The 25,111-nt window shown below is 64.7% G+C and carries 22 protein-coding genes and 1 pseudogene; 11 read left to right on the top strand and 12 right to left on the bottom strand.

All coding sequences use genetic code 11. The features are described from left to right. Position 1: 1 nt before the first annotated feature. From RGUI_RS01540 to RGUI_RS01515, 6 genes and pseudogenes are all read left to right on the top strand, one after another. Positions 2–1,543, top strand: coding sequence for an NADH-quinone oxidoreductase subunit M (locus RGUI_RS01540; RefSeq protein WP_081531440.1), 1,542 nt, complete (start codon positions 2–4; stop codon positions 1,541–1,543). 10 nt (positions 1,544–1,553) lie between these two features. Continuing rightward, on the top strand, positions 1,554–2,996 hold the full coding sequence (gene nuoN / locus RGUI_RS01535) for an NADH-quinone oxidoreductase subunit NuoN (RefSeq protein ID WP_081531439.1): 1,443 nt from the start codon (positions 1,554–1,556) through the stop codon (positions 2,994–2,996). Beyond that, entirely contained in the window at positions 2,986–3,765 is a 780-nt protein-coding gene (locus tag RGUI_RS01530; RefSeq protein ID WP_256387868.1) for a biotin--[acetyl-CoA-carboxylase] ligase, read from the top strand. Before nuoN ends, RGUI_RS01530 begins: the two co-directional genes overlap by 11 nt. 10 nt (positions 3,766–3,775) lie before the next feature. Then, positions 3,776–4,554 (top strand): annotated as a pseudogene (locus tag RGUI_RS01525) (type III pantothenate kinase). Beyond that, positions 4,551–6,224 (top strand): ribonuclease J, encoded by a 1,674-nt coding sequence (locus tag RGUI_RS01520; RefSeq protein ID WP_081531438.1) that lies wholly within the window; start codon positions 4,551–4,553, stop codon positions 6,222–6,224. Before RGUI_RS01525 ends, RGUI_RS01520 begins: the two are co-directional and overlap by 4 nt. A gap of 204 nt (positions 6,225–6,428) precedes the next feature. Next, the gene (locus RGUI_RS01515) at positions 6,429–7,115 is read left to right on the top strand and encodes a VPLPA-CTERM sorting domain-containing protein (RefSeq protein WP_081531437.1); all 687 of its coding nucleotides are present in this window, start codon (positions 6,429–6,431) and stop codon (positions 7,113–7,115) included. A 51-nt stretch (positions 7,116–7,166) separates the two neighbouring features. Here RGUI_RS01515 and RGUI_RS01510 read toward each other — a convergent pair whose 3' ends face one another. After that, positions 7,167–8,555, bottom strand: a complete 1,389-nt coding sequence (locus tag RGUI_RS01510; RefSeq protein WP_081531436.1) for a DEAD/DEAH box helicase — start codon at positions 8,553–8,555, stop codon at positions 7,167–7,169. 153 nt (positions 8,556–8,708) lie between these two features. Next, on the bottom strand, positions 8,709–9,302 hold the full coding sequence (locus RGUI_RS01505; RefSeq protein WP_081531435.1) for an exopolysaccharide biosynthesis protein: 594 nt from the start codon (positions 9,300–9,302) through the stop codon (positions 8,709–8,711). A 387-nt stretch (positions 9,303–9,689) separates the two neighbouring features. Between RGUI_RS01505 and RGUI_RS01500 the strand changes: the two genes are divergently transcribed. From RGUI_RS01500 to RGUI_RS01485, 4 genes are all read left to right on the top strand, one after another. After that, positions 9,690–9,950 (top strand): hypothetical protein, encoded by a 261-nt coding sequence (locus tag RGUI_RS01500; RefSeq protein ID WP_081531434.1) that lies wholly within the window; start codon positions 9,690–9,692, stop codon positions 9,948–9,950. Positions 9,951–10,187: 237 nt separating this feature from the next. After that, positions 10,188–12,164: a heme lyase CcmF/NrfE family subunit gene (locus RGUI_RS01495; protein WP_081531433.1), complete on the top strand. Its 1,977-nt coding sequence runs from the start codon at positions 10,188–10,190 to the stop codon at positions 12,162–12,164. 8 nt (positions 12,165–12,172) lie between these two features. Beyond that, positions 12,173–12,634 (top strand): cytochrome c-type biogenesis protein, encoded by a 462-nt coding sequence (locus tag RGUI_RS01490; RefSeq protein WP_081535918.1) that lies wholly within the window; start codon positions 12,173–12,175, stop codon positions 12,632–12,634. Between the two features lie 76 nt (positions 12,635–12,710). Further along, entirely contained in the window at positions 12,711–13,487 is a 777-nt protein-coding gene (locus RGUI_RS01485; protein WP_081531432.1) for an enoyl-CoA hydratase-related protein, read from the top strand. A 17-nt stretch (positions 13,488–13,504) separates the two neighbouring features. Here RGUI_RS01485 and RGUI_RS01480 read toward each other — a convergent pair whose 3' ends face one another. The 3 genes from RGUI_RS01480 to gltX all read right to left on the bottom strand — a co-directional run bounded on the left by RGUI_RS01480 (position 13,505) and on the right by gltX (position 16,892). Continuing rightward, positions 13,505–13,942 (bottom strand): hypothetical protein, encoded by a 438-nt coding sequence (locus RGUI_RS01480; protein WP_156882835.1) that lies wholly within the window; start codon positions 13,940–13,942, stop codon positions 13,505–13,507. A 155-nt stretch (positions 13,943–14,097) separates the two neighbouring features. Continuing rightward, positions 14,098–15,393 (bottom strand): citrate synthase, encoded by a 1,296-nt coding sequence (gltA, locus tag RGUI_RS01475; RefSeq protein WP_081531430.1) that lies wholly within the window; start codon positions 15,391–15,393, stop codon positions 14,098–14,100. A gap of 86 nt (positions 15,394–15,479) precedes the next feature. Next, positions 15,480–16,892 (bottom strand): glutamate--tRNA ligase, encoded by a 1,413-nt coding sequence (gene gltX, locus RGUI_RS01470; RefSeq protein ID WP_081531429.1) that lies wholly within the window; start codon positions 16,890–16,892, stop codon positions 15,480–15,482. A 78-nt stretch (positions 16,893–16,970) separates the two neighbouring features. Between gltX and RGUI_RS01465 the strand changes: the two genes are divergently transcribed. After that, positions 16,971–19,001, top strand: a complete 2,031-nt coding sequence (locus tag RGUI_RS01465; protein ID WP_081531428.1) for a ComEC/Rec2 family competence protein — start codon at positions 16,971–16,973, stop codon at positions 18,999–19,001. Here the strand turns inward: RGUI_RS01465 and lexA are convergent. The 7 genes from lexA to RGUI_RS01425 all read right to left on the bottom strand — a co-directional run bounded on the left by lexA (position 18,995) and on the right by RGUI_RS01425 (position 25,025). Beyond that, the gene (gene lexA / locus RGUI_RS01460) at positions 18,995–19,684 is read right to left on the bottom strand and encodes a transcriptional repressor LexA (protein ID WP_081535917.1); all 690 of its coding nucleotides are present in this window, start codon (positions 19,682–19,684) and stop codon (positions 18,995–18,997) included. The genes RGUI_RS01465 and lexA overlap by 7 nt on opposite strands. Before the next feature lie 69 nt (positions 19,685–19,753). After that, positions 19,754–20,926 carry a gephyrin-like molybdotransferase Glp gene (gene glp / locus RGUI_RS01455; RefSeq protein WP_081531427.1) on the bottom strand — a complete coding sequence of 391 codons (1,173 nt, stop codon included), beginning with the start codon at positions 20,924–20,926 and terminating at the stop codon, positions 19,754–19,756. Then, complete coding sequence (gene moaC / locus RGUI_RS01450; RefSeq protein WP_081531426.1) at positions 20,923–21,402, bottom strand: cyclic pyranopterin monophosphate synthase MoaC; 480 nt, start codon at positions 21,400–21,402, stop codon at positions 20,923–20,925. The genes glp and moaC overlap by 4 nt, the downstream gene beginning before the upstream one ends. Then, on the bottom strand, positions 21,402–22,211 hold the full coding sequence (trpC, locus tag RGUI_RS01445; RefSeq protein WP_081531425.1) for an indole-3-glycerol phosphate synthase TrpC: 810 nt from the start codon (positions 22,209–22,211) through the stop codon (positions 21,402–21,404). Before trpC ends, moaC begins: the two co-directional genes overlap by 1 nt. Next, a complete protein-coding gene (locus tag RGUI_RS21060) occupies positions 22,208–23,431 on the bottom strand; it encodes a hypothetical protein (protein ID WP_156882834.1) in 1,224 nt (407 codons plus the stop codon). The genes trpC and RGUI_RS21060 overlap by 4 nt, the downstream gene beginning before the upstream one ends. Next, positions 23,428–24,447: an anthranilate phosphoribosyltransferase gene (gene trpD, locus RGUI_RS01430; protein ID WP_081531422.1), complete on the bottom strand. Its 1,020-nt coding sequence runs from the start codon at positions 24,445–24,447 to the stop codon at positions 23,428–23,430. Before trpD ends, RGUI_RS21060 begins: the two co-directional genes overlap by 4 nt. Beyond that, positions 24,444–25,025 (bottom strand): aminodeoxychorismate/anthranilate synthase component II, encoded by a 582-nt coding sequence (locus RGUI_RS01425; RefSeq protein ID WP_081531421.1) that lies wholly within the window; start codon positions 25,023–25,025, stop codon positions 24,444–24,446. The genes trpD and RGUI_RS01425 overlap by 4 nt, the downstream gene beginning before the upstream one ends. Positions 25,026–25,111: the final 86 nt, after the last annotated feature.

Genomic DNA, 25,111 nt, shown 5'->3' with positions numbered 1-25,111 from the left:
CATGACCAACCTGCTTTCCATCATCACCTTCACCCCGATGATCGCGGCGATCATCCTGGGTGTGTTCCTGCGGGGCGATGATGCCGCGGCCCAGCGCAACGCGAAATGGCTGGCGCTGATCGCGACGACGGCAACCTTTTTCGTCTCGCTCTTCGTGCTGTTCGGTTTCGACCCCAAGGATACCGGGTTCCAGTTCGTGGAAGAACGCGACTGGCTGATCGGGCTGACCTACAAGATGGGGGTCGACGGGATCTCTGTCCTGTTCGTGATGCTGACGACCTTCCTGATGCCGATCACCATCGGCGCGTGCTGGAACGTCACCCATCGGGTCAAGGAATACATGATCGCGTTCCTTCTGCTGGAAACGCTGATGCTGGGCGTGTTCTGCGCGCTCGACCTGGTCCTGTTCTACCTGTTCTTCGAGGGCGGGCTGATCCCGATGTTCCTGATCATCGGCATCTGGGGCGGCAAGAATCGGATCTACGCCACCTTCAAGTTCTTCCTCTACACCTTCCTCGGCTCTGTCCTGATGCTGGTGGCCATGGTGGCGATGTATATCGATGCGGGCACCACCGACATCGTGCTGCTGCTGAACCACGAATTCAGCCATGGCGACATCACCATCGCAGGCAAGACCATCGTGGGCGGCATGCAGACGCTGATGTGGCTGGCCTTCTTCGCCAGTTTCGCGGTCAAGATGCCGATGTGGCCGGTGCACACATGGTTGCCCGATGCCCACGTGCAGGCGCCGACGGCGGGGTCGGTCATTCTGGCCGCGATCCTGTTGAAGATGGGCGGCTACGGCTTCCTGCGCTTCAGCCTGCCGATGATGCCGGTGGCCTCTGACATATGGGCGCCGTTCGTGTTCTGGCTGTCGGCGATCGCGATCGTCTACACCTCGCTCGTCGCGCTGGCGCAGCAGGACATGAAGAAGCTGATCGCCTATTCCTCGGTCGCTCATATGGGCTATGTCACGATGGGGATCTTCGCAGCGAACCAGCAGGGCGTGGATGGCGCGATCTTCCAGATGATCAGCCACGGCTTCGTCTCGGGGGCGCTGTTCCTGTGCGTGGGCGTGATCTACGACCGGATGCACACCCGCGACATCGACGCCTATGGCGGGCTGGTGAACCGGATGCCGGCCTATGCATTGGTGTTCATGCTGTTCACCATGGCCAATGTCGGGCTGCCGGGCACGTCCGGGTTCATCGGTGAATTCCTGACGCTGGTCGGCGTGTTCCAGGCGAACACATGGGTTGCCGCGGTGGCCGCGACGGGCGTGATCCTGTCGGCTGCTTATGCGCTCTGGCTCTATCGCCGGGTGGTCTTCGGTGACCTGATCAAGGAATCCCTGCGCAGCATCACCGACATGAACCTGCGGGAAAAGGCGATGTTCGCGCCGCTGGTGGTGATGACGCTGCTTCTGGGGGTCTATCCGGCGCTGATCACCGACATCATCGGGCCCTCGGTCGAGGCGCTTTTGAACAACTACCAAACGGCGCTGATCGACGCCGAGGCCGCCACGCGGCTGGCCCAGAACTGAGGGGAGTGCGATGATCTCTGCCGATATCAATGTCCTGCTGCCGGAAATCGCGCTGGCCATCTATGCGATGCTGGCGCTGGTGGGCGCGGTCTATACGGGCAAGGACAGGCTTGGGCCCATTCTGAACTGGGTGACGGCCGCGCTGTTCTTCGTGATGGCCGTCTGGGTCGGTCTGACCGCGGGGGGCACGCAAACGGCCTTTGGCGGCGCGGTGATCGATGACGGGTTCGCGCGCTTTGCCAAGGTGGTGATCCTTGTCTCTGCCGCCGCGGTTCTGATGATGAGCAACCATTACATGAAACGGCAGAAGACGCTGCTGTTCGAGTTCCCGATCCTGATCACGCTGGCGGTTGTCGGCATGATGCTGATGGTCTCGGCCGGCGATCTGATGATGCTGTATATGGGGTTGGAGCTTCAGTCGCTGTCGCTTTACGTTGTTGCGTCCTTGCGCCGGGACAGCCTGAAATCGACCGAGGCCGGTCTGAAATACTTCGTCCTTGGCGCGCTGTCCTCGGGTCTTCTGCTCTATGGCGCGTCGCTGACCTATGGTTATTCGGGCACGACGCTGTTTTCCGGCATCCTGTCGACGCTGGGCGAGGGCGACATGTCCATCGGGCTTTTGTTCGGTCTGGTGTTCATGATCACCGGTCTGGCCTTCAAGGTGTCGGCGGTGCCGTTCCACATGTGGACGCCGGATGTCTACGAAGGATCCCCCACGCCGGTCACGGCCTTCTTTGCGGCAGCGCCCAAGATGGCCGCCATGGGTCTGATGGCGCGCGTCCTGCACGAGGCGTTCGGCAGCGTGCCGGGCGACTGGGGGCAGGTGATCGCCGTCCTGTCGCTCCTGTCGATGGTGCTGGGCGCGATTGCGGCCATCGGGCAGCGCAACATCAAGCGGCTGATGGCCTATTCCTCGATCGCCCATATGGGCTATGCGCTGATGGGGCTCGCCGCGGGGACCGAGATGGGCGTGCAGGCGATGCTGGTCTACATGGCGATCTATGTCACGATGAGCGTCGGCACCTTCGCCTTCATCCTGTCGATGCAGAAGGACGGCCAGCCGGTCACCGATATCGCCAGCCTGAACATGCTGTCCGCGCGTGAACCGCTGAAGGCGCTGGCGATGCTGGTTCTGCTGTTCAGCCTGGCCGGTGTGCCGCCGCTGGTGGGCTTCTTCGGGAAGTTCTACGTGGTCAAGGCCGCGGTGGATGCGGGGCTTGTCTGGCTGGCGGTGGCCGGGGTGCTGGCCTCGGTCGTAGGCGCGTTCTACTACCTGCGCATCGTGTTCTTCATGTATTTCGGAGAGGAGGGCGATCCGCAGCTTGACGGGACGATGGCGCCCTCGCTTTGGGGCGTGATGATGGTTTCGGCCTTCGCGATGGTGGCGGGTGTCATCAACCTCTTCGGGGTCGAGGGGCTGGCACAGGCCGCGGCACAAAGCCTTGTCAACTGAGGACGGACCGGCGGGGCAGGCCGGCTGGCACTGGCCGGCCGGACACGACCTGATCCTGCTGGACGAGGTCGACAGCACCATGGCAGAGGCGCGCCGCCGCGCGCCTTTCGCCCGGCCCACATGGATCGCGGCGCGGCGCCAGACCGCTGCCATCGGGCGTCGTGGGCGCGCATGGGCGGCACCGGAGGGCAACCTGTCTGCCACGCTGGCGATGCAGCCCGACTGCCCCCCGGCCAAGGCTGCGCTTTTCAGCTTCGTCGCGTCCTATGCGCTTTTCGCCACGCTTCTTGCCTATGTGGAGGATCGCACGGCGCTGAGCCTGAAATGGCCAAACGATGTGCTTTTGTCCGGGGGGAAACTGGCGGGCATCCTGCTGGCCTCTGACGGGCATGGGCACAAGGTTACGCAGCTTTCCATCGGGATCGGCGTGAACCTGAACACCGCGCCAGCGCCCGTGGGGCTTGAGCCCGGCCAGCACCCGCCGGTGACGCTGGCCGACGCGACGGGCGACGCGATCGATCCGCTGGAATTCCTCACTTTCCTGGCCGAACATTTTGCCCATCAACAGCGGTTCTTCCAGGATAACGGTTTTGGCCCCCTGCGTGCCGCCTGGCTGGACCAGGCCGCGAAACGGGGGGAGGAGATCACCGCGCGCACCGGCACCGAAGAGGTCCGGGGCATCTTCCGCACGGTGGACGAGGACGGGCAGCTTGTTCTAGATACGCCCCGTGGCCAGCGTGTGATTGCGGCCGCGGACGTGTTTTTCTGAAGGCTGACCCATGCTTCTCTGTATCGATTGCGGCAACACCAACACCGTCTTTTCGATCTGGGACGGGGAGCAGTTTCTGTGCACGTTGCGCACCGCGACCGAACACACCCGCACGGCGGACCAGTACCATGTCTGGTTCTCCACCCTCCTTCGGCACTACCGGATCGAGCCGGAGATCCATGATCTCATCATCTCGTCCACCGTGCCGCGCGTGGTCTTCAACCTGCGCGTCTTCGCCGACCGCTTCTTCAACGCCCGGCCGCTGGTTGTGGGAAAACCCGATTGCCTGCTGCCCAATCCACCGCGGGTGGATGCGGGCACCAATGTCGGCCCCGACCGTCTGGTCAACGCCGCGGGCGCCTATGACCGGCATGGCGGCGACCTGATCGTCGTGGATTTCGGCACCGCGACCACCTTTGACGTGGTGGCCGAAGACGGGGCCTATGTCGGCGGGGTGATTGCCCCGGGCGTCAATCTCAGCCTTGAGGCGCTGCATATGGCCGCCGCCGCCTTGCCCCATGTCGACGTGACCAAGCCGCAGGCGGTCATCGGCACCAACACGGTTGCCTGTATGCAGTCGGGCGTGTTCTGGGGCTATGTCGGGCTTGTGCGCGAAATCTGCGACCGTATCCGCGGCGAATACGATAGGCCCATGCGCGTCATCGGCACCGGGGGCTTGCCCCGTTGTTCGCGCAGGGCGATGTGCTATTTGACACCATCGAAGACGATCTGACCATGCACGGCCTGACCGTGATCCACGCCTATAACAAGGAACAACAGGCGCAATGAGCAGCGACAACCGACTGATCTATCTCCCCCTCGGCGGCGCGGGGGAGATCGGGATGAATGCCTATGTGTATGGGTACGGGCCTGCGGGGAAAGAACGCCTGATCCTTGTCGATATCGGCGTGACCTTCCCGAACATGGACACGACGCCGGGGGTCGATTTGATCTTTGCCGATATCGCCTGGCTGGAGGAACGCCGCGACCGGCTGGAGGCGATCTTCATCACCCATGCGCATGAGGATCACATCGGCGCGCTTGGCCACCTGTGGTCGCGCCTTCAGGCGCCGGTCTATGCCCGTCCCTTTACCGGCAACCATGCGGCCCGCAAGATGGAGGAGCAGGGGCAGGACCCCGAAGCGGTCAACATCGTCGATATCTGGCCGCAGCAGATCAATGCCGGGCCGTTCAAGGTGGCGTTCCTGCCCGTGTCTCATTCGATCCCCGAAAGCTCTGCCATGGTGATCGACAGCCCGGCGGGGCGCGTCGTGCATACGGGCGATTTCAAGCTGGATGTCACACCGATCCTGGGCGACCCGTTCGACCGAAACCTGTGGGCCAAGGTGGCAGAGCCGGGCGTCAAGGTGCTGACCTGCGATTCAACCAATGTGTTCTCGCCCAATCCCAGCCGGTCCGAGGCGACGGTGGGCCCCGCGATCCGACAGCTTGTCGAACGGGCAGAGGGCATGTTCGTCGCCACGACCTTTGCCTCCAACATCGCGCGGGTAAAGACGCTGGCAGAGGCCGGGCGGGATGCCGGGCGGTCGGTGTGCCTTTTGGGGCGGGCCATGCGCCGGATGATCGAGGCCGGGGTGGAAACCGGGATCCTGACCGACTTCCCCAAGACCGTCAGCCCCGAAGAAGCCGCGGATATTCCCCGCAACCATCTGATGCTGATTGTCACCGGCAGCCAGGGGGAGCGGCGCGCGGCCTCCGGCCAGTTGTCGCGCGGGCGCTATATGGGGCTGGAGATGAAGGAGGGCGATACCTTCCTGTTCTCGTCCAAGACCATTCCGGGCAACGAACGCGACGTCCTGCGGGTGGTGAACGCCTATTCCGAAATGGGCGTCGATGTCGTGGACGACGCGGCGGATCTGTACCACGTCTCCGGCCATGCCAACCGTCCGGACCTGTCGCAGGTGCACCAACTGGTCGCCCCCAAGACCGTGGTGCCGATGCATGGTGAACACCGACACCTGCGGGAGCATGTAAAGCTGGCACGCGAAAACGGGTATTACGCGGTTCTGGCGCCCAATGGCACCATGCTTGACCTGACGCCGGACATTCCCCGCGTCGCCGACATGATCGAGACCGGGCGGACCTATCTGGATGGATCGGTACAGATCGGCGCGCTGGACGGGGTCGTGCGCGACCGCATCAGGATGGCGCTGAACGGCCATGTGATCGTCACGCTGATCATCGACGAAGAGGACGAACCGCTGGGCGAGCCCTGGGTCGAACTGATGGGCCTGCCCGAAAAGGGCAACTCGAAAGCCCCGCTTGCCGAGGTGCTGGAGGCCGATCTTGACCAGTTCCTTGGCCGGGCCGAACCCAAGACCATGCGCAACGACGACAAGATCGAGGAAGCGATGCGCCGGATCGTGCGGCAGGTGTCGCAAAACGAGATCGGCAAAAAGCCTGAAGTGACCGTGGTGATCAGCCGTTTGTCGGCTTAAACGGTTTCAAGAAACAATTGGCAGTCTTGAAAACGACTGTCTTCAATTAAGTGGGCTATTGCCCGCTTTTGGCCAGATTCTCTTTGGCCACCTGTCCAATATTGATAGCAAGATTTCAGTTGAAAGCGTGCCGGTCCATTTGTCGGATCTATTTCCGGTGCCGGTCTTTCAGCCTGTATAAATGGTTCACTAGGGGAACAGATTATGAAACGCATTCTTGCAGCCGTGGCCGTGATGGCCGCCGGTGGCGCTGCGCAAGCCGCCACCATCGATACGAGCAACTGGACGTCGACAGCGGCGCCGGCTGACAATCAACTGTATTATCAGAACTATTGGACGACGGGCGGTACATCCGCCTCCATCGGCCGCAACGCCCACACGACGCTGGTAAGTGATTTCAGCCTGAACGGTGACTTCACCTATACCGGCACGATGCGCGCAACGTCCGACAACGACAATATGGGCGTTGTTTTTGGCTGGACCGATACCTCCAACCACTACCGCATGGGGTGGGAAGGCAACGGCTATTGGGATGGCGGCTCCTCGACCGAGAACGGGTTCTGGCTGATCGTCGAAAACGGCGGGACCGATACGGTTCTGGCCAATGTCTCGAACCTGTACTGGACGCTGAATGTGACCTACGACTTCTCGATCTCGCGGTCCGGCAACGACATCACATATTCGATCATGCAGGGGCTCACGACGATCACCAGCGGTACGGTGACCGACAGCACGTTCCTGTCCGGCAATGTCGGCGTCTATGTCGAAAGCAACTATTCGCAGTTCTCGAACCTTGCCGCGTCGGAAACCTCGGCCGTGCCGCTGCCGGCGACGCTGCCGCTGTTGCTGGCGGGCTTTGGTGGTCTGGCGGCGCTGCGCCGCCGCGGCTGACCCGAGTTCTGAGAAAACGCAAGGGGCGTCGGCCGCGGCCGACGCCCTTCGTTATTCGACGGCTTCCTGGGCGGTTTCCGTTTTCGGCTTGAACGACCGCAGCAGGAAGGCCGGCATATGATCGCCCATGCCGACGACCGGTTCGTCCCGGCCACCGCGGTCACGCCCGCCCCGGCGGTTGCGGCCCGATTTCCGTTGTTCGGGACGCGGCGCGTCGTCACCCCGGGCGTTGACGGGGGCGGCAGGATGATCCTCTGCCTTGGGTCCCCGGTCGCTGTCGGCCGCCGGAGATGTCAGCGGGCTTTCGATGCGGGGGATTTCCTTTTCCACCAGCGCCTCGATCGCGGCCAGCCATTTCTCGTCATGGGGCACGCAGATCGTCAGCGCCTTGCCGGACCGCCCGGCGCGGCCGGTACGGCCGATCCGGTGAACGTAGTCCTCCGCATGGGAGGGGACGTCGTAGTTGAACACATGGGACACGGCGGGGATGTCGAGCCCGCGGGCGGCGACGTCAGAGGCCACCAACAGCCGCAAAGACCCCTCGCGGAACGAATCCAGTGTCCGCATCCGCATCGACTGATCCAGGTCGCCGTGGATGGGGGCCGCGTCGTAGCCATGCTTTTTCAGCGATTTGGCGACGATGTCGACCTCGGTCTTGCGGTTGCAGAAGATAATCGCGTTGCGGCAGGCCTCGCCCTCCAACTCGATCAGCGCGCGCAGAAGTTCGCGTTTCTCGCGCGCCTGCCGATCCTTGCGGCTGGCCTTGTAGTGAACAACACCCTGTTCGATGCTTTCGGCGGTCGTGGCCGCGCGGGCGACTTCGATGCGGGCCGGGGCCGAGAGGAAGGTGTTGGTGATCCGTTCGATTTCCGGCGCCATGGTCGCGCTGAAAAACAGCGTCTGGCGGGTAAAGGGCGTCAACTGGAAGATCCGCTCGATATCGGGGATGAACCCCATGTCGAGCATCCGGTCAGCTTCGTCCACCACCATGACCTGAACGCCGGTCAAAAGCAGTTTGCCGCGCTCGAAATGATCCAGCAGGCGGCCCGGCGTCGCGATCAGCACGTCGACGCCCTTGTCGATCAGCGCCTCTTGTTCCTTGAAGCTGACGCCGCCGATCAGCAACGCCTTGGACAGCTTGGTGTTCTTTGCATAGGTGTCGAAGTTTTCCGCCACCTGTGCGGCCAGTTCGCGCGTCGGCGCCAGAACCAGACTGCGCGGCATCCGCGCGCGGGCACGGCCACGGCCCAGAAGTGTGATCATGGGCAGAACGAAGCCCGCCGTCTTGCCCGTCCCGGTCTGGGCGATGCCAAGAACATCGCGTCCTTCAAGCGCAGGGGGAATGGCCCCGGCCTGAATCGGTGTGGGGGAGGTGTAGCCGGCCTCGGCTACGGCGGACAATACCTTGGGGTCCAGCCCCAGATCGGCGAATGTGGTCATGCGGGTCCTTAACGTGAGTTGCGGCGAGAGCGGCCGCACTTTCCACGCGGCCCGACCGGCCGAATTACCAGTCGCTTCATCAACTGTGCGTGTGCATAGGTTAAAAGGCGTTTTTCGTCAAGTGATCCGGTTCGGCATCCCGGTCGCAGGGCGCTACAGAAAGATTCGCCAGATGACGAGTGCCTCGCCGATGAGGATGCCATAGCCCGACAGCGCGACAAATCCGTCCCGGGTGGACAACGCAAGCCCCAGCAGCAGCACGTGAAAGGACAACGCGAAGGGCAGGCCGGGGATGAACCCGGCCACCAGAACCATCACGCCGGTTGCCATCAGGATCAGGGCCAGTATCCGGTGCGCCACCGCGCTGTCGATCAGAAAGGCCAACCGCGGGGCGACGAAGGGGCGCATCCACAAGACGGTCGGCTCTGCCCGCGCAACCGACACGGCAAGCATATGGCCCGAGAAGGACACACGCCCGACCCGTTCGGGCAGCCACAGCCGGTCATTGCCGGTCATCATCCGCCCGCCGATCAGGATCATGAAGACGGCCACGACGGCGGGGATGCCCGGCACCATGCCGATGGGCAGGATCAGAAAGGCCGACAGCACCATCAGAAGCGGGCCGAATCCGCGCGACCCCACGGTGTCGATCAGATCCGATATGCTGACATCGGCCTTCGACAGCGCGAGGTTCTGGAGATCCTCCAGCAAGCTTGAGATGATCCAGTCGTCTTTGTGCCGCGTCATCGCGCAAAGGGCATCCCGCCTGATGCCGGACCGCCCGGCAGATTCGAAGGGGCATACGGAGCCCCGCCCTCCATGTCGCCGTGCAGCAATTTGAAATCAAGGCCTTGCCGCAACGCAGCGATCCGGGCGCGCCGCATCGGGGCCTGCGAGAGTCGCAGCGACGCAAGGGCGTGTGGGGGCGGACACCGTGTTTCGTTGTGGCGGCCCTGTCGCCGAAAGGCGCACACGAGGTGCATGTTTTCAATTTTGCTAAACTGGGGGATGTGCCCAAGTCATTGACGATAAACGCGTTAATCACGTTTGCTGCGCAATTTAAATATCCGTCGTTTGCTTTTGTAAGTCGGCTGACAAATCATCCCATCAGGACAAATGCGAAGGAGGTTTCCCATGAAAAAGGTCCTGACCGTGGCAGCCCTTGCAATCGGCTGTACCGCAATGACGGCGCTGCCGGTGCTGGCGCAAGCGTCCCACGTCTATTCCCCGGTCTCGAAGTCCTGGGTGCGTGTGGACAAGGATGCCGTCAAGAGATCCCATCTTGGCCAGGCGATCCATGATGCCAACGGCACCACCATCTGGTCCTGTGCGCCGAACTCTCACGGAAAAGTCGGGCGCTGCTATCCCACCAAGGCCGTGATGCAGGCTGAATAAGACCAAGCCGTCTTTCAAGCGCACAACCCTCTGTCGAAACGGGGGAGTTCCACATGCGAACGAGATCCGCTCCCCGCCCTGCACGGACGGGGAGCTTTGTGTTTTCGGCAAGGTGCCCATTCGTCGACGCGCCGCCTGTCTGAGTTGCCCGGCGGCCTGCTCACGTTCCTGTCAGGCGCCCTTGGCGAGGCCAAGAATCCGTTTGCGCCGGGGATGGTTAAGCTTATTAGTCGGTCCATGTTTATCGAACTCGGCCACTTCGCCCTCGCCCTCGCTTTCGCGATCTCCGTCATGCAGGCGGTGATCCCCCTGATCGGTGCCCACAAGGGCTGGAGCGGCTGGATGGCCATGGCCGAACCTGCCGCGATGACGCAGTTCATGCTGACGGCGTTCAGCTTCGCGGCGCTGACCTATGCTTTCGTGACGTCCGATTTCTCGCTGCTGGTGGTGGTCGAGAACTCTCACACGCTGAAACCGATGCTTTACAAGGTGTCGGGCGTCTGGGGGAACCATGAAGGCTCCATGCTGCTGTGGGTTCTGATCGTGACGCTGTTCGGTGCGCTGGCTGCGTGGTTCGGGGGCGGGTTGCCGCCGACGCTGCGCGCGCGGGTGCTGGCCGTGCAGTCCTCTATCGCGGCGGCGTTTTTCGCCTTTATCCTGTTCACCTCCAACCCGTTTGAGCGGCTGGCGGTGGCGCCCTTCGACGGGCAGGATCTGAACCCGCTGTTGCAGGATCCCGGTCTCGCCTTCCATCCGCCGTTTCTCTATCTCGGCTATGTGGGGCTTTCGATCTGCTTCTCCTTCGCCGTCGCCGCGCTGATCGAGGGGCGGGTGGATGCCGCCTGGGGGCGATGGGTCCGGCCGTGGACGCTGGCGGCATGGATCTGCCTGACCATCGGTATCGCGCTGGGGTCGTGGTGGGCCTATTACGAACTGGGCTGGGGCGGGTTCTGGTTCTGGGACCCGGTGGAAAACGCGTCCTTCATGCCGTGGCTGATCGCGGCGGCGCTCTTGCACTCGGCCATCGTGGTGGAAAAGCGCGAGGCGCTGAAAAGCTGGACGGTGCTTCTGGCCATCGTGGCCTTCGGGTTTTCGCTGATCGGGGCGTTCATCACCCGGTCGGGCATCATCACCTCTGTCCATGCCTTCGCGACCGATCCGACGCGGGGGGTATTCCTGCTGATCATCCTTGCCGTCTTCATGGGGGGCGCGCTGACGCTTTATGCCGCGCGGGCCAGCGCGATGGAGGCCAAGGGCGTCTTCGGCGTCGCAAGCCGCGAATCCGCGCTGGTGTTCAACAACATCCTGCTGGCGGTTGCGGCCTTCGTGGTGTTCGTCGGCACGATCTGGCCCTTGGTGGCAGAGATGGCCTTTGCACGCAAACTGTCGGTCGGCGCGCCGTTCTTCAACATGGCCTTCACGCCCTTCATGGTGGCGTTGGGTGTTCTGTTGCCCATCGGGTCGATCCTGCCGTGGAAACGGGCGCGGATGGGGCGGGCGCTGCTGGCCGTTCTGCCGGCGCTTGGGCTTGCGCTGGCTCTTGGCGCGCTGGCCTGGGCGATGCAGTCGGGCAAAAGCGCCCTTGGCCCGGTCGGCATGGGCCTTGGCACATGGCTGATCGCGGGGGCGGCGGTCGATCTGTGGACGCGCGCGGGCCGCGGGGCGATGGGTGAAAAGGCGCGTCGACTGACCCGCCTGCCGCGGGCGGACTGGGGCAAGGCAGTGGCCCATTCCGGCCTTGGCATCACCATGCTGGGTATCGCCACGCTGATGGCGTGGAGCCAGGAGGACATCCGCGTCGCCCAGATTGGTGAGCGGTTCGAGGTGGGCGACTACGGTTTCGTCCTGGAAAAGGTCGAGCGCGTGGAAGGCCCGAACTACATGTCGACGACCGGCACGATGTCGGTCTGGCGCGGCGACCGGCAGATCGCGACACTCCATCCCGAAAAGCGGATGTACCCGGTGGCGGGCATGCCCACGACCGAGGCGGCGATCGACAACGGCATCTTCCGTGATGTCTATATCGCGATCGGCGATCCGCAGCAGAACGGCGGCTGGGCGGTCCGGACCTATATCAAACCCTTCGCCAACTGGATCTGGGCGGGTGCGATCATCATGGCCCTTGGCGGGGTTCTCAGCCTGTCGGACCGGCGGGTGCGGGTGGCCGCGGGCGCCCGGAAACATGCCGGTTCCTCGGCCGTGCCTGCGGAGTGAAACGAATGCTGAAACGCCTGATCCTTGCCCTTTCCCTTGGCCTTGCCGCGCCGGCGCTTGCGGTGGAGCCGTCCGAAATCCTAGACGATCCGGCGCTGGAGGCGCGCGCACGGGAACTCTCCAAGGGTTTGCGCTGCCTTGTCTGCCGCAATGAAAGCATCGACGATTCCAACGCGTCGCTGGCCAAGGAACTGCGCGTTCTGGTGCGCGAACGCCTGGTCGCCGGGGATACCGATGACGAGGCCATCGGCTATCTGGTGGATCGCTACGGCGAATATGTCCTGCTGAAGCCGGCGGCGACGGGCTCCAACCTCGTGCTTTATGTCGCCGGTCCGGCGATGCTGGGGCTCGGCCTGATCGCGGGGGTGTTCTATATCCGCTCCCGCCGCGGGCGCGACAGCAATGAGCCGCAGGCCCTGAGCGCCGAGGAAGAGGCGCGGCTGAAGGAAATCATGGGCGGGCAGGGCTGACGCATTCCCCTGCGTCGGTCTTCCCCTTCCTGCCGATCCCTGTAATCTGCGGCAAAAGCGGGAGGGAACTGTACCCATGGTCTACAAGGTCATCGACTATACCGTTGCCGACGACATCGCCACGGTGACGCTGAACCGTCCCGAGGTCATGAACGCCCTCGACACCCAGATGCGGGCGGAGATCCGCGACGCCGTGCGCCACGCCGCAGAGGAAGCCCGGGTCATGGTGCTGACCGGGGCGGGGCGGGCCTTCTGTTCCGGGCAGGATCTGGGCGACAAGGCGAATATCGGCAATATCGATCTCGAACGGACGCTGCGGGATGAATATGAACCGATGCTGCGGGCGATCTTTGATTGCCCCATTCCGACGATTGCGGCGGTGAACGGCCCGGCGGCGGGGGCGGGCGCCAATCTTGCGCTGGCCTGCGACGTGGTGATCGCGTCAGAAGCCGCGATGTTCCTGCAAGCCTTCACCCGGATCGGGCTGATCCCCGATGCGGGCGGCACCTATTGGCTGCCGCGGCAGATGGGGTTTGCCCGGGCGATGGCGGCCGCCCTGTTTGCCGAACCGATCCCCGCGCGGCAGGCCGCCGACTGGGGCATGATCTGGGAGGCGGTGCCGGAGGACGGTTTTACGGCCCACTGGCAGGCCCGCGCCACGCAACTGGCCACCGGGCCGACCGTGGCCTATCAGCATGTCAAACGGGCGATCCGGTCGTCCTTCGACAACGATCTGGAGGCGCAGCTTTCGCTTGAGGCCGAATTGCAGGGTGCCTGCGGGGCGACCCGGGATTTCAAGGAAGGGGTCGTTGCCTTCCTTGAAAAGCGCAAGGCACAGTACGAGGGGCGTTGAAGCGCGCAGGGCGGGGATCAGTCATTGAAGATCGTCTTGCCCGAACCGATGCCGATCTGGTGACCGCCGCCGGTGGCCTTGGTCTTGGTCTTGCGGCAGGCCGCCTTGCCGCCGACAAGCGCGTCGCGAGAGGCATGGCGGGTAAAGAAGATCAGGTTCCGCAGAATCTCCTTGTCATCCAGGGTGATGTACATGCTGCGTATGCCCTTTCGGAAGGAGGTCCCTTGGGAATGGCCCGTCATCGCGTAGTTGCCGCAGACGTGGTACAGGCCTTCGTGCCGGACAACGGTATAGCGGATGTAGATCTTGTCGGCCATGCCCCTCCACGAGACGGTGTATTGGCCGGACCGCGATGGCATTTTCATGGTTTTCAGATCCGCGGCATGGGCCGCTGGCCCAGTCAGGGCCAAAAGGGCCAGTACCGCACCCAGCGCGGCACGCAAATTCATACTCATCATGTCATTTCCCATTCGCTCTTGGAAAAGTGAAAGGCGCAAGTGCCGCTCACTCCCGCTTCAAATGAGAACAGTTTAACATGTTTTGTCCGACATGCAGCGCATGAGTTGCACGGCCCGGAATGAGAAGGGCCGCCCAAAGGCGGCCCGATGTCTCAACGATCCTCGACGTCGACGTAGTCGCGCATCGTCGCGCCCGTATAAAGCTGGCGCGGGCGGCCGATCTTCATCCCCGGATCGGCGATCATTTCCTTCCACTGCGAAATCCAGCCCACCGTGCGCGACAGCGCGAAGATCGGGGTGAACATCGAGGTGGGGAAGCCCATCGCGTCAAGGATGATGCCGGAATAGAAATCGACATTGGGGTAGAGTTTCTTGGAAACGAAATACTCGTCCTCCAGCGCGATCTTCTCCAGCTCCTTGGCGACCTGAAGCGTCTCGTTGTTCTCGACCCCCAGCAGGTCCAGCACCTCGTCGGCGGACTGCTTCATCACCTTCGCGCGCGGGTCGAAGTTCTTGTAGACCCGGTGGCCAAAACCCATCAGGCGGAACGGGTCGTTCTTGTCCTTCGCCTTGGCGACGTATTCGGGGATGCGGTCGACCGTGCCGATCTCGCGCAGCATTTCCAGACAGGCCTGGTTCGCACCGCCATGGGCCGGGCCCCAAAGACAGGCAATGCCCGCGGCGATACAGGCGAACGGGTTGGCGCCCGAAGAGGAGGCCAGACGCACGGTAGAGGTAGAGGCGTTCTGTTCGTGGTCCGCGTGCAGCGTGAAGATCCGGTCCATCGCGCGGGTGAGGATCGGGTCGACCTCGTATTCCTCGGCCGGAACCGCAAAGCACATGCGCAGGAAGTTCGACGCATAGTCGAGGTCGTTGCGCGGATACACGAAGGGCTGGCCGATGGTGTATTTATAGGCCATCGCCGCAATCGTCGGCATCTTCGCGATCAGGCGGATCGAGGCGACCTCGCGCTGCCACGGATCGGCGATATCGGTGGAGTCGTGGTAGAAGGCCGACATTGCGCCCACCACACCGACCATGACCGCCATCGGGTGGGCATCGCGCCGGAACCCGGTGAAGAAGCGGTGCATCTGTTCATGCACCATGGTGTGGCGCGTGACGCGGTTCTCGAAGTCTTCAAGCTGCGCCGCGGTCGGCAGTTCGCCGTACAGCAGCAGATAGCAGACCTCCAGAAAGTGGGATTTCTCGGCCAGCTGGTCGATGGGATAACCGCGATGGAGGAGTTCCCCCTTGTCGCCGTCGATGAACGTGATCGAGCTTTCGCAGGACGATGTCGAGGTGAAGCCCGGATCGTGGGTGAAGATCCCCATGCCGGAGTAGAGCTTCCGGATATCCACGACCTCGGGGCCGGCGCTGGGTGTCAGCACCGGAAGGTCTATGGATTTATCTCCCAGGGTCAGCGTTGCAGTCTTGTTGCCGTCAGCCATGAAAGTCCCTCTTCTTTCGGAAAACCGGCGCCGCGTTCCCATGGACGGCACCGGCCAGTGGCGTGCTGGGCTTTCGGCACCGTGCCTCAGCCCTGGGCGTCCGTCAGGCGGGCGAGCGTTTCCTCCCGGCCGATGACGAGCATCATGTCGAATACGCTGGGCGATACGGTGCGCCCGGCCAGTGCGGCGCGCAAGGGGCCTGCCAGTTTGCCGAGTTTCATGTCCCTTGCTTCGGCAACCTCACTGACCGCCGCTTCCAGCGCGTCACGGGACCAGCTAGCACGCTGCAACTGCGGCGTCAATTCAGCCAGTATACCACGGGATACATCATCCAGCGCCTTCGCCGCTTTTTCGTCCGGCACGATCGGACGCGTGGCCAAGACGAAGTGCGCCTTCTCAATAAGTTGCGGGAATGTCTTCGCGCTTGACTTGATCATCGGCACGGCGCGCTCAAGCCCATCTTTTTGTGCAGCGGTCAGGTCGGGTTGCCCGGTTGCGGCCAGAAATTCGGTCAGTTCTTGCAGCAGTGCAGCATCGTCCATCGCGGCGATATGCTGGCCCGACAGGTTTTCGAGCTTCTTGAAATCGAACCGTGCAGGGGATTTGCCGATTCCGTCAAAGCCGAACCAGTCCAGCGCCTGCGCATCGGTGAAGAACTCGTCATCCCCGTGGGACCAGCCCAGCCGGGCAAGGTAGTTGCGCACGGCCGCCGCCGGGTAACCCATGGCCTGGTATTCCTCGACCCCCAGCGCGCCGTGGCGTTTCGACAGCTTCTTGCCGTCCGGCCCGTGGATCAGCGGGATATGCGCCCAGACCGGCACGTCCCAGCCCATCGCCTGATAGATCTGCATCTGCCGCGCGGCGTTGTTCAGGTGATCGTCGCCGCGGATAACATGGGTCACGCCCATGTCGTGGTCATCCACCACCACCGCCAGCATATAGGTCGGCGTTCCGTCCGACCGCAGCAACACCATGTCGTCAAGCTGCGCATTCTGAACGGTCACATTGCCCTGCACCTGATCCTCGATCACCGTGGCGCCCTCGCGGGGCGCTTTCAGGCGGACAACATACGGCGCGTCGGGATGGTCCGCCGGATCGGCCTCTCGCCACGAGCTTTGATAGAGGGTGGAGCGTCCCTCGGCCTTGGCCTGTTCCCGGAAGGCGGCAATTTCGTCCTGCGTCGCGAAACACTTGTAGGCGTGGCCGTTGGCCAGCATCTCCTGCGCGACCTCCGCATGCCGGTCGGCGCGGGCGAACTGGCTGATCGCGTCGCCGTCCCAGTCCAGGCCCAGCCAGGTCAGGCCCTTCAGGATCGCCTCGGTCGCTTCGGGGGTCGACCGCGCACGGTCGGTATCCTCGATCCGCAGCAGGAATTTCCCGCCGCGGCCCCGGGCATAGAGCCAGTTGAAAAGCGCCGTGCGGGCCCCGCCAATATGCAGGAAGCCGGTGGGCGACGGGGCAAAACGGGTGACCACGGGGGCGTCCGACGCGTGGGTCATTGGGCGTTAACCTTTTGTTCACTTGGGTGGAGATAACGTTGCCGCCTGTCTAGGAGATCGGTTCGGAGAGGACAAGCGGTGGGGCCGCTTCGCGCGCTGGAGGCCCAGAGGGGGCATCTGTTTCCATGGGCCCCGGTTCTGCTGGCGATCGGGATCGGGCTCTATTTCGCGCTTCGGGTCGAACCATCGGTCTGGGTCTTTGCCGCTGCCGCGGGGCTTGGGGTTCTGCTCGGGCTTGCCGCGACGCGGTGGCCGGGCCGGTGGGGTCCCGTTCTGGCAGGCATCGCCCTCGTGGCGCTCGGGCTGGCGCTCGCCGGGGGCCGCAGCCATCTGGTGGCCGCGCCCAAGCTTGAGCATCGGTTCTACGGGGCGGTGGAGGGACGGGTTCTGGCCCTTGACCGGTCGTTGTCCGATGCGCCGCGCCTGACCCTTGACCGCGTCTGGCTGGAGGGTATCCCGCCCGGGGCAACGCCCGCCCGCATCCGCCTGTCGCTGCACAGCCCGTGGGGGCTGAACGCACCGGTGCCCGGCACGCGCGTCGCCGCCATGGCCCATCTGTCCCCGCCAGCGGCCCCGGCGGAACCGGGCGGGTTCGACTTCCGCCGCCATGCGTGGTTCGACCGATTGGGGGCGGTCGGCTATGCCCGCGGCCCCGCCGTGGCCATGTCCGCCCTGGCGGGTGGCCTGTCGCTGCCGGTCAACCGGGTTCGGATGCACCTGTCCGCCGCACTGCGGGCCCGTCTGCCCGGCGATCAGGGGGCCTTTGCCGCCGCGATCCTGACCGGCGACCGCTCCGCAATGTCCAGGGGTACCGTTGAAAACCTGCGCGATGCCAATCTTGCGCATCTTCTGGCGATCTCCGGTCTTCATATGGGCCTGCTGACCGCGGTGGTCTTCGGCGGTCTTCGGTTCGGGCTGGCGCTGATCCCGTGGCTTGTCCTGCGCGCGCCGATCAAGAAGATCGCCGCTGTTGGTGCGTTGGGGGCGGGGTCGGCCTATCTGGCCCTGTCGGGGGGCAATGTCGCAACGGAACGCGCCTTTGTCATGGTGGCGGTGGTGCTGGGCGCGGTTCTGGCGGATCGCCGGGCGCTGACCTTGCGGGCGGTGGCCGTGGCCGCGCTGATCGTTCTGCTGCTGGCGCCCGAAAGCCTGACGCAGGCGGGGTTCCAGATGTCATTTGCCGCAACTGCGGCGCTGGTGGCGGTGTTCAGCGCGCTGCGGGATTTGCCGGAGCGTTTTCAGCGCGTACCGCGTGCCCTCCGCGCGCCGCTCGCGGTGGTGTTGTCCTCCGTCGTGGCGGGGCTGGCGACGGCCCCCTTCGGCGCGGCCCATTTCAACCAGGTCGCCCAGTACGGATTGCTGGCCAATCTGCTGAGCGTGCCGCTGATGGGCACGCTGGTGATCCCTGCGGCGGTCGTGGCGGCCTGCCTCGCCCCGTTCGGGCTGGCGGGGCTGGGGCTGGAACCGATGCGCTGGGGCATTGCATGGATCCTTGGGGTGGCCGATTGGGTCGCGGGGCTGGAGGGCGCGGTCTGGCCGGTGGTCGCGCCGGGGCCCTTCGTCTTGCCCCTGCTGGCGCTTGGGGCGGTCTGGGTTCTGCTCTGGCAGGGGCGCGCACGATGGGGCGGGGTAGCGCCGGTGGTTGCGGCGCTTGTGATCTGGGCACAGACGGCCCGCCCCCCTTTGCTGATCGCAGAAAGCGGCGGGTTGATCGGGGTCATCGGGCCAGAGGGGCGGGCGCTTTCCAAACCGCGGGGCGAGGGGTTTGTCGCGCTGAGCTGGCTGGAAAACGACGGCGACCTCGCCGATCAGGAAACCGCCTTCGCCCGACCCGGATTGGGCGGCACACCGACGGCGCGATGGGCGATGGTGGGGGATACCCGGATCACGCTGACCACCGGCCGCGGTTGGCAGGATCATATCGGCCCGGCCTGTCAAATGGGCTGGGTCGTGGTGCCCCAAACCGTCACGTCACCGCCGGAGGGGTGCATCCTGTTCGACCGACGTCACCTTGAAAAGACCGGTGCCATCGCGATCTGGGCAGGGCCCGAGGGCCCGCGCATTGTCGGCGCAAGAGAGGTGGCAGGCCGGCGCCCGTGGTCTCAGTAACTGCGGATCAGCCCGACCAACCGGCCCTGAACCTTCACCTGATCCCTGCGCAAGATACGGGTTTCAAAGGCCGGGTTCGCGGCCTCCAGCGCGATCATGTCCCCCTTGCGGCGAAAGCGCTTCAGCGTCGCCTCGTAGCCATCGACAAGGGCGACGACGATTTCCCCGTTCTCGGCGGTGTTTTGTTCGCGGATCACCACCACGTCGCCGTCATTGATCCCGGCCTCGATCATCGAGTCGCCCTTGACCTCCAGCGCATAGTGATGGCCCTTGCCCGACACCATGTTTCCCGGCACGGCAATACGCTGCGACACTTCCGAGATCGCCTCGATCGGGGTGCCCGCGGCGATCCGGCCCATGACGGGCACCTCCAGCGCGTGGATGGCCTCGACCTCCATCGCGCCGGCGGGCGGGGGCGGCGCTACGTCGCCGTCGATCACCCTGGGGTGGAAGCCTTTGGCCTCCAGCGCCTCGGGCAGTTTGACGATCTCGATGGCGCGGGCGCGGTGGGCGAGGCGGCGGATGAAACCCCGTTCCTCCAGCGCGGTGATCAGGCGGTGGATGCCGGATTTGGACCGCAGGTCCAGCGCCTCTTTCATCTCGTCAAAGGATGGGGGGACACCGTCCCGTCGCATCCGCTTGTGGATGAATTCCAGCAGGTCGAGCTGTTTGCGCGTCAGCATAGGGCCCTCGAACATGATCCGTTCGCCCATGTTCTATCCATGTTCTCGTTTTGTGTCAAGTTGCCGCAATCAGAGCGGAAGGTAATCCACAGCCTCGCCAGGGCCGCGCGGGCCATCGCTGGGGGGGCGGACGATCAGCGCCTGCGCTTCGGTCAGGATTGTCAGGAGCGCGCTGTCCTGTTTTTCGAAGGGCACCAGACCCTCTGGCGTGATCCGGGCGCGCATGTAATGGGCACGCGGGCCGTTGGCGGCCACATCGGCGGCCAGAACGCCGCGCCGCAACGGGGCCGGTTCGGCGGGCAGACCCTGCATCGCCCGCAGCATGGGCAGCAAAAAGACATGCCCGCAGATCAGCGCCGACACCGGGTTGCCGGGCAGCCCCACCATCGCCGCGGTGCCCATGCGGCCCGCCATCAGCGGTTTGCCGGGCCGCATGGCGACCTTGTAGAAGGACTGTTCCATCCCCAGCTCTGCCGCCACCGGGGCCACAAGATCGTGGTCGCCGACCGAGGCACCGCCGATGGTGATGATCAGATCGGCCCCTTCCGCCAGCGCAAAGACGGTTTTCAGAGAGGCGACCGTGTCCCGCGCGATCGGCAAAAGGCGCGCAATCCCGCCCTCGGCCTCGATCATCGCCTTCAGCCCGAAACTGTTGGAGGCGATGATCTGGTCGGGCCCCGGATCCTCCCCCGGCATCACCAGTTCGTCGCCGGTCGCGATCAGGGCCACATCGGGGCGGCGATGCACGGGCAGGGTGGGCAGGTTCATCGCCGCGGCCAGCGCAAGATCGGCAGGACGCAGGCGCCGGGGCGCGCAGATAGTATCGCCGGCGCGGAAATCGGCGCCCATCGCCCGGATATGCGGCCCCTTGTCCAGCCGGTCGGTCAGGGTGATCCGGTTGCCGTCGCGGTTCACGTCCTCCTGGATCACGACGCGGTCGGCGCCGGGGGGAACCGGCGCGCCGGTGAAGATGCGGGCGGCCTCTCCCGCGCCCACCGTTCCGGTGAAGCCTTCGCCCGCGCGCGCCTCTCCGATGACGGTCAACGTTGCGCCGACGGTCGCATCCTCCGACCGCACGGCATAGCCATCCATCGCCGAGGCGGCAAAGGGCGGCTGATCCCGGCGCGCGGCGACGGGGCGGGCCAGAACGCGGCCCGCAGCTTCGCCCAAGGGCACATCCTCCACCGGCAGGGGGGAGACGAGCGCGAAAAGCTGCGCCAGCGCCGCGTCGACGGAGATCATGCGGGCGCCTCGTACCGGCCGGACTTGCCGCCATCCTTCAGGGTCAGGCTGATACCGCCGATCTCCATCCCCTTCTCGGCGGCCTTCAGCATGTCATAAACCGTCAGCGCGGCGGTTGAGACGGCGGTCAGCGCCTCCATCTCGACCCCGGTCTGGCCGGTGGTCTTGACCGTGGCCGTGATCCGCACGCCGGGCAGGGCGGTGTCGGGGGCCAACTCCAGCGCGACCCTGGTCACGGGCAGGGGATGACACAGCGGGATCAGATCGGCGGTCTTCTTCGCCCCCATGATCCCGGCCAGCCGCGCCACGCCCAGAACGTCGCCCTTCTTCGCCCGGCCTTCGGTCACCAGCGCCAATGTCTCGGGCCGCATTTTCACCCATCCCTCGGCCACGGCCACGCGGGACGTCACGGCCTTGTCGGAGACGTCGACCATATGGGCATGGCCCTCGGCATCGAAATGGGTAAGGTCCGCCATCAGTCGGCGCCGACCAGCGGGTTGGACAGGATCTCACGCGTCGCGGCGGTGACGTCCGCCTGCCGCATCAGGCTTTCCCCGATCAGGAAGCGGCGCACGCCATGCCCGGCCATCTCGGCCAGGTCGGCGGGGGTGTAGAGGCCGGATTCACTGACCACATGGCGGTCGGCTGGCACGCGGGGCGCAAGCGCCTTTGTCGTCTCAAGCGTGGTCTCGAAGGTCTTGAGGTTGCGGTTGTTTATCCCGATCAGCGGGGATTTCAGCGCCAGCGCGCGATCCAGTTCCGCGGCGTCGTGCACCTCGATCAGGACGTCCATGCCCCAGCCGAAGGCCGCATCTTCCAACTCGGCCGCCTGCGCGTCCGAAACGCTTGCCATGATGATCAGGATGCAGTCGGCGCCCAGCGCCCGCGCCTCGGCCACCTGATAGATGTCGTACATGAAATCCTTGCGCAGGCAGGGCAGCGCCACGGCGTCATGGGCCGCGGTCAGATACGCCTTGGCCCCCTGGAAGGACGGCGTGTCGGTCAGCACCGACAGACAGGCGGCGCCGCCGGATTCATACGCCTTGGCAAGTTCGGGCGGGTTGAACTCTTCGCGGATCAACCCCTTGGAGGGGCTGGCCTTCTTGATTTCGGCAATCAGGCCATAGCCGGTGGCGGCCTTCGCCGTCAGCGCGGCCGCAAACCCCCGCACCGGGGCTGCGGCGCGGGCCTCGGCCTCCACCTCTGACAGGGGCTTCGCGGCCTTGTCGGCGGCCACCTCTTCCAGCTTGTAGGCCTTGATGCGGTCGAGGATCGTATCGGTCATTGGGCTTCTTCCAGATATCTCGTGGCTGCCGCGATCATGTCCTGCACGCGCCCGGACATCGCTGTCGTCCCAAGCGTCCGTCGCAGGATGTGATCGACATCGCAATTTCCCGGCGGGCATCGGCTGAATAGTCCCAAACGCCGATAGGTGGCAACCACCGCGCGTGCGGACAGCTCCGGGTCACGGGCCAGAAGGTCGGGGTCGTCCAGCAATTCAGGGCGCTGAAGGGCCGTGGCGAGAAATTCGTAGTTCGGCCGACCGAAAACCATGTTCAGGCCGCGGTTTCGGAATTTCTCGACGGCACCGTCCTCGGGATAAAGCTCAGAGGCAAGCCCTTCGCGCCCTTCATAGAACCGCTCGAATATGTCGCGGGCTTGCTCGGCCGTTACCTCGAACCGGGAAAAACCGGAAGTTTCGATCGCTGCAATCGCGAAGACCATCCCGATCTGGTCCGGGGCACAGACGCCGTTGTCCGCAAGCACATCCCGCAGCGCCGCGATCCATGCCGGCGCATCGGGAGAGATGGCGATCCCGTCCAGCCCGCCGACCTTGCGCATCCGGTCCACCATCATCGGCCCGGCCCGGTCGATGAAGCGCGTGTCCTTGCAGGGCGAATAGTCGTGCGAATATTCCGTGCCGGCGCCACCAACGGGGGGCAGCGCGTCCGCGTCGCCGCCCTGAACCTCGGCGATGATGGTGTCGATCTCGCTCAGGATCAGCGGTTCCCCCAGAATGCCGACGCGCACCAGAAAGCGCAGGGCATTGGCGCGGGCCTCGGGGCTTTCGCGTTTGGCCAGTTCACTCTTGATGACTTCGTACTGGAAGGACAGGGCGGCCTGGTTCTGCTCTGCCTCGAACTTGTCCCGCTGCAATCGACGCTCGGCCTCGGCATTGGCCTGTGCGATCTGGCGGGCATTCGCGGCGTCCTGATCCGCCTGGGCCGACTGGTGCACGGCCGCCTGGTCGGCCCGCCAATAGTAGAAGGCAAAGTTTCCCGACAGGGTGATGAGGCCCGTCAGCGCCACCGCCAGCGGCGTGCTCCACCGTCCGCGCCGGTGCTGGGCTGCAAAGCGCGTCTGCTCGGCCTCGCGGCCCGCTTTTGCCTCCGCCTGTGCGGACAGGGCGGCGATCAGTTCCTTCTTGACCCCGTCCGTCAGCCCGGTGTCGCGCGCGATGGCCTCCAGCCGTTGGGATAGCACCGAACCATCCGGGTCGGTCATCCGGCCTCCGAGGTGATTGCGGCCAGAGCTTCGACCTTGGCCTTCGCGGCACCGCTGTCGATGCTCTCGCGCGCCATCTCAACGCCCTCGGTCAGGCGCGCGGCCTTGCCAGCCACGACTAGCGCGGCGGCGGCATTCAGCAGAACCGCATCACGATAGGCCGACACCTCGCCGTCCAGCAGCACGGCAAAGGCGCGGGCGTTGTGTTCCGGGGTGCCGCCCAGCAAATCCTCGAACGGATGCACGGGCAGGCCAGCCTCTTCGGGATGCACCTCGCGCTCGGTCACCGCGCCGCCAGACAGTTCGGCGACATAGGACACGGCTGCGATGGACAACTCGTCAGTGCCGTCCCCGCCATGCACCAGCCATGCGGCCTCCGACCCCAGCGCGCCGAGTGTTTCGGCCATCGGTCGGATCAGGTCGCGCGAAAACGCGCCGGTCAGTTGCCGTTTGACACCGGCAGGGTTGGTCAGCGGCCCGAGGATGTTGAAGATCGTCCGCGTGCCCAGTTCCATCCGCGTCGGCATCACATGGGCCATCGCCGGGTGGTGCATCGGCGCCATCATGAAGCCGATCCCGACCTCCTTCAGCGCCTTTTCCACGACATCGGGGCCGATCATGACGTTGATGCCCATCTGGCCCATCGCATCCGCCGCGCCCGATTTGGACGACAGGTTCCGGTTGCCGTGCTTGGCCACCGGCACGCCCGCGCCCGCCACCACAAAGGCCGTCGCGGTCGAGATGTTCAGCGTCCCCTTGCCGTCGCCCCCGGTGCCGACGATGTCCATCGCGCCCTCGGGCGCCTCGACCTTTTTGCACTTGGCGCGCATCACGCCCGCGGCCGCGGCGAATTCGTCCACCGTTTCACCCCGTGTCCGAAGCGCCATCAACAAGCCGCCGATCTGGCTGGGGGTTGCCTCGCCCTCGAACAGCGCCTCGAATGCGGCCTCTGCCTCGGCACGGGTCAGCGGGCGGTCGGCGGCCAGCCCGATCAGCGGTTTAAGATCGTCGCTCATGCGGGTTCCTTCACGGTATCGAGGAAGTTCTTCAGCAATCGGTGCCCATGTTCGGACGCGATGCTTTCGGGGTGGAACTGCACCCCGTGGATCGGTTTTTCGCGGTGGCAAAGGCCCATGATCGTCCCGTCGTCCAGCCAGGCGTTGACCGCAAGGCAGTCGGGCAGGCTTTCGCGTTCGACGATCAGGGAGTGATAGCGCGTCGCCTGAAACGGCGACGGCAACCCGGCGAACACCCCGGTGGCGTCATGCGCGATGGTGCCCATCTTGCCGTGGACGATTTCGCCCGCGCGCACCACCCGCCCGCCAAACGCCTCGCCAATCGTCTGATGGCCAAGGCAGACACCCATCAGCGGGATATCCGTCTCTGCCGCAGCCCGGGTCAGCGCAAGGCAGATGCCCGCCTGCGCCGGGTCGCAGGGACCGGGCGACAACAGGATTGCAGAGGGGCGCAGGGCCATCGCCTCCTGCACGTTCAGCGCGTCGTTGCGCACCACCTTCGTTTCCGCGCCAAGCTCCCCTAGGTAATGCACTAGGTTATAGGTGAAACTGTCGTAGTTATCGATCAGGAGCAGCATCGGAACACCTTTGCGAAAGGGGGTGAACCCGGGTCACGGTCGGGCTATACATGCTCAGAGCGGCACGCCCCGGTCAAGGGGCGGCG

Origin of the sequence: Rhodovulum sp. P5 (genome assembly GCF_002079305.1) — a bacterium.
Lineage (GTDB): Bacteria > Pseudomonadota > Alphaproteobacteria > Rhodobacterales > Rhodobacteraceae > Rhodovulum.
This window is presented reverse-complemented; position numbering and strand designations above follow the sequence as displayed.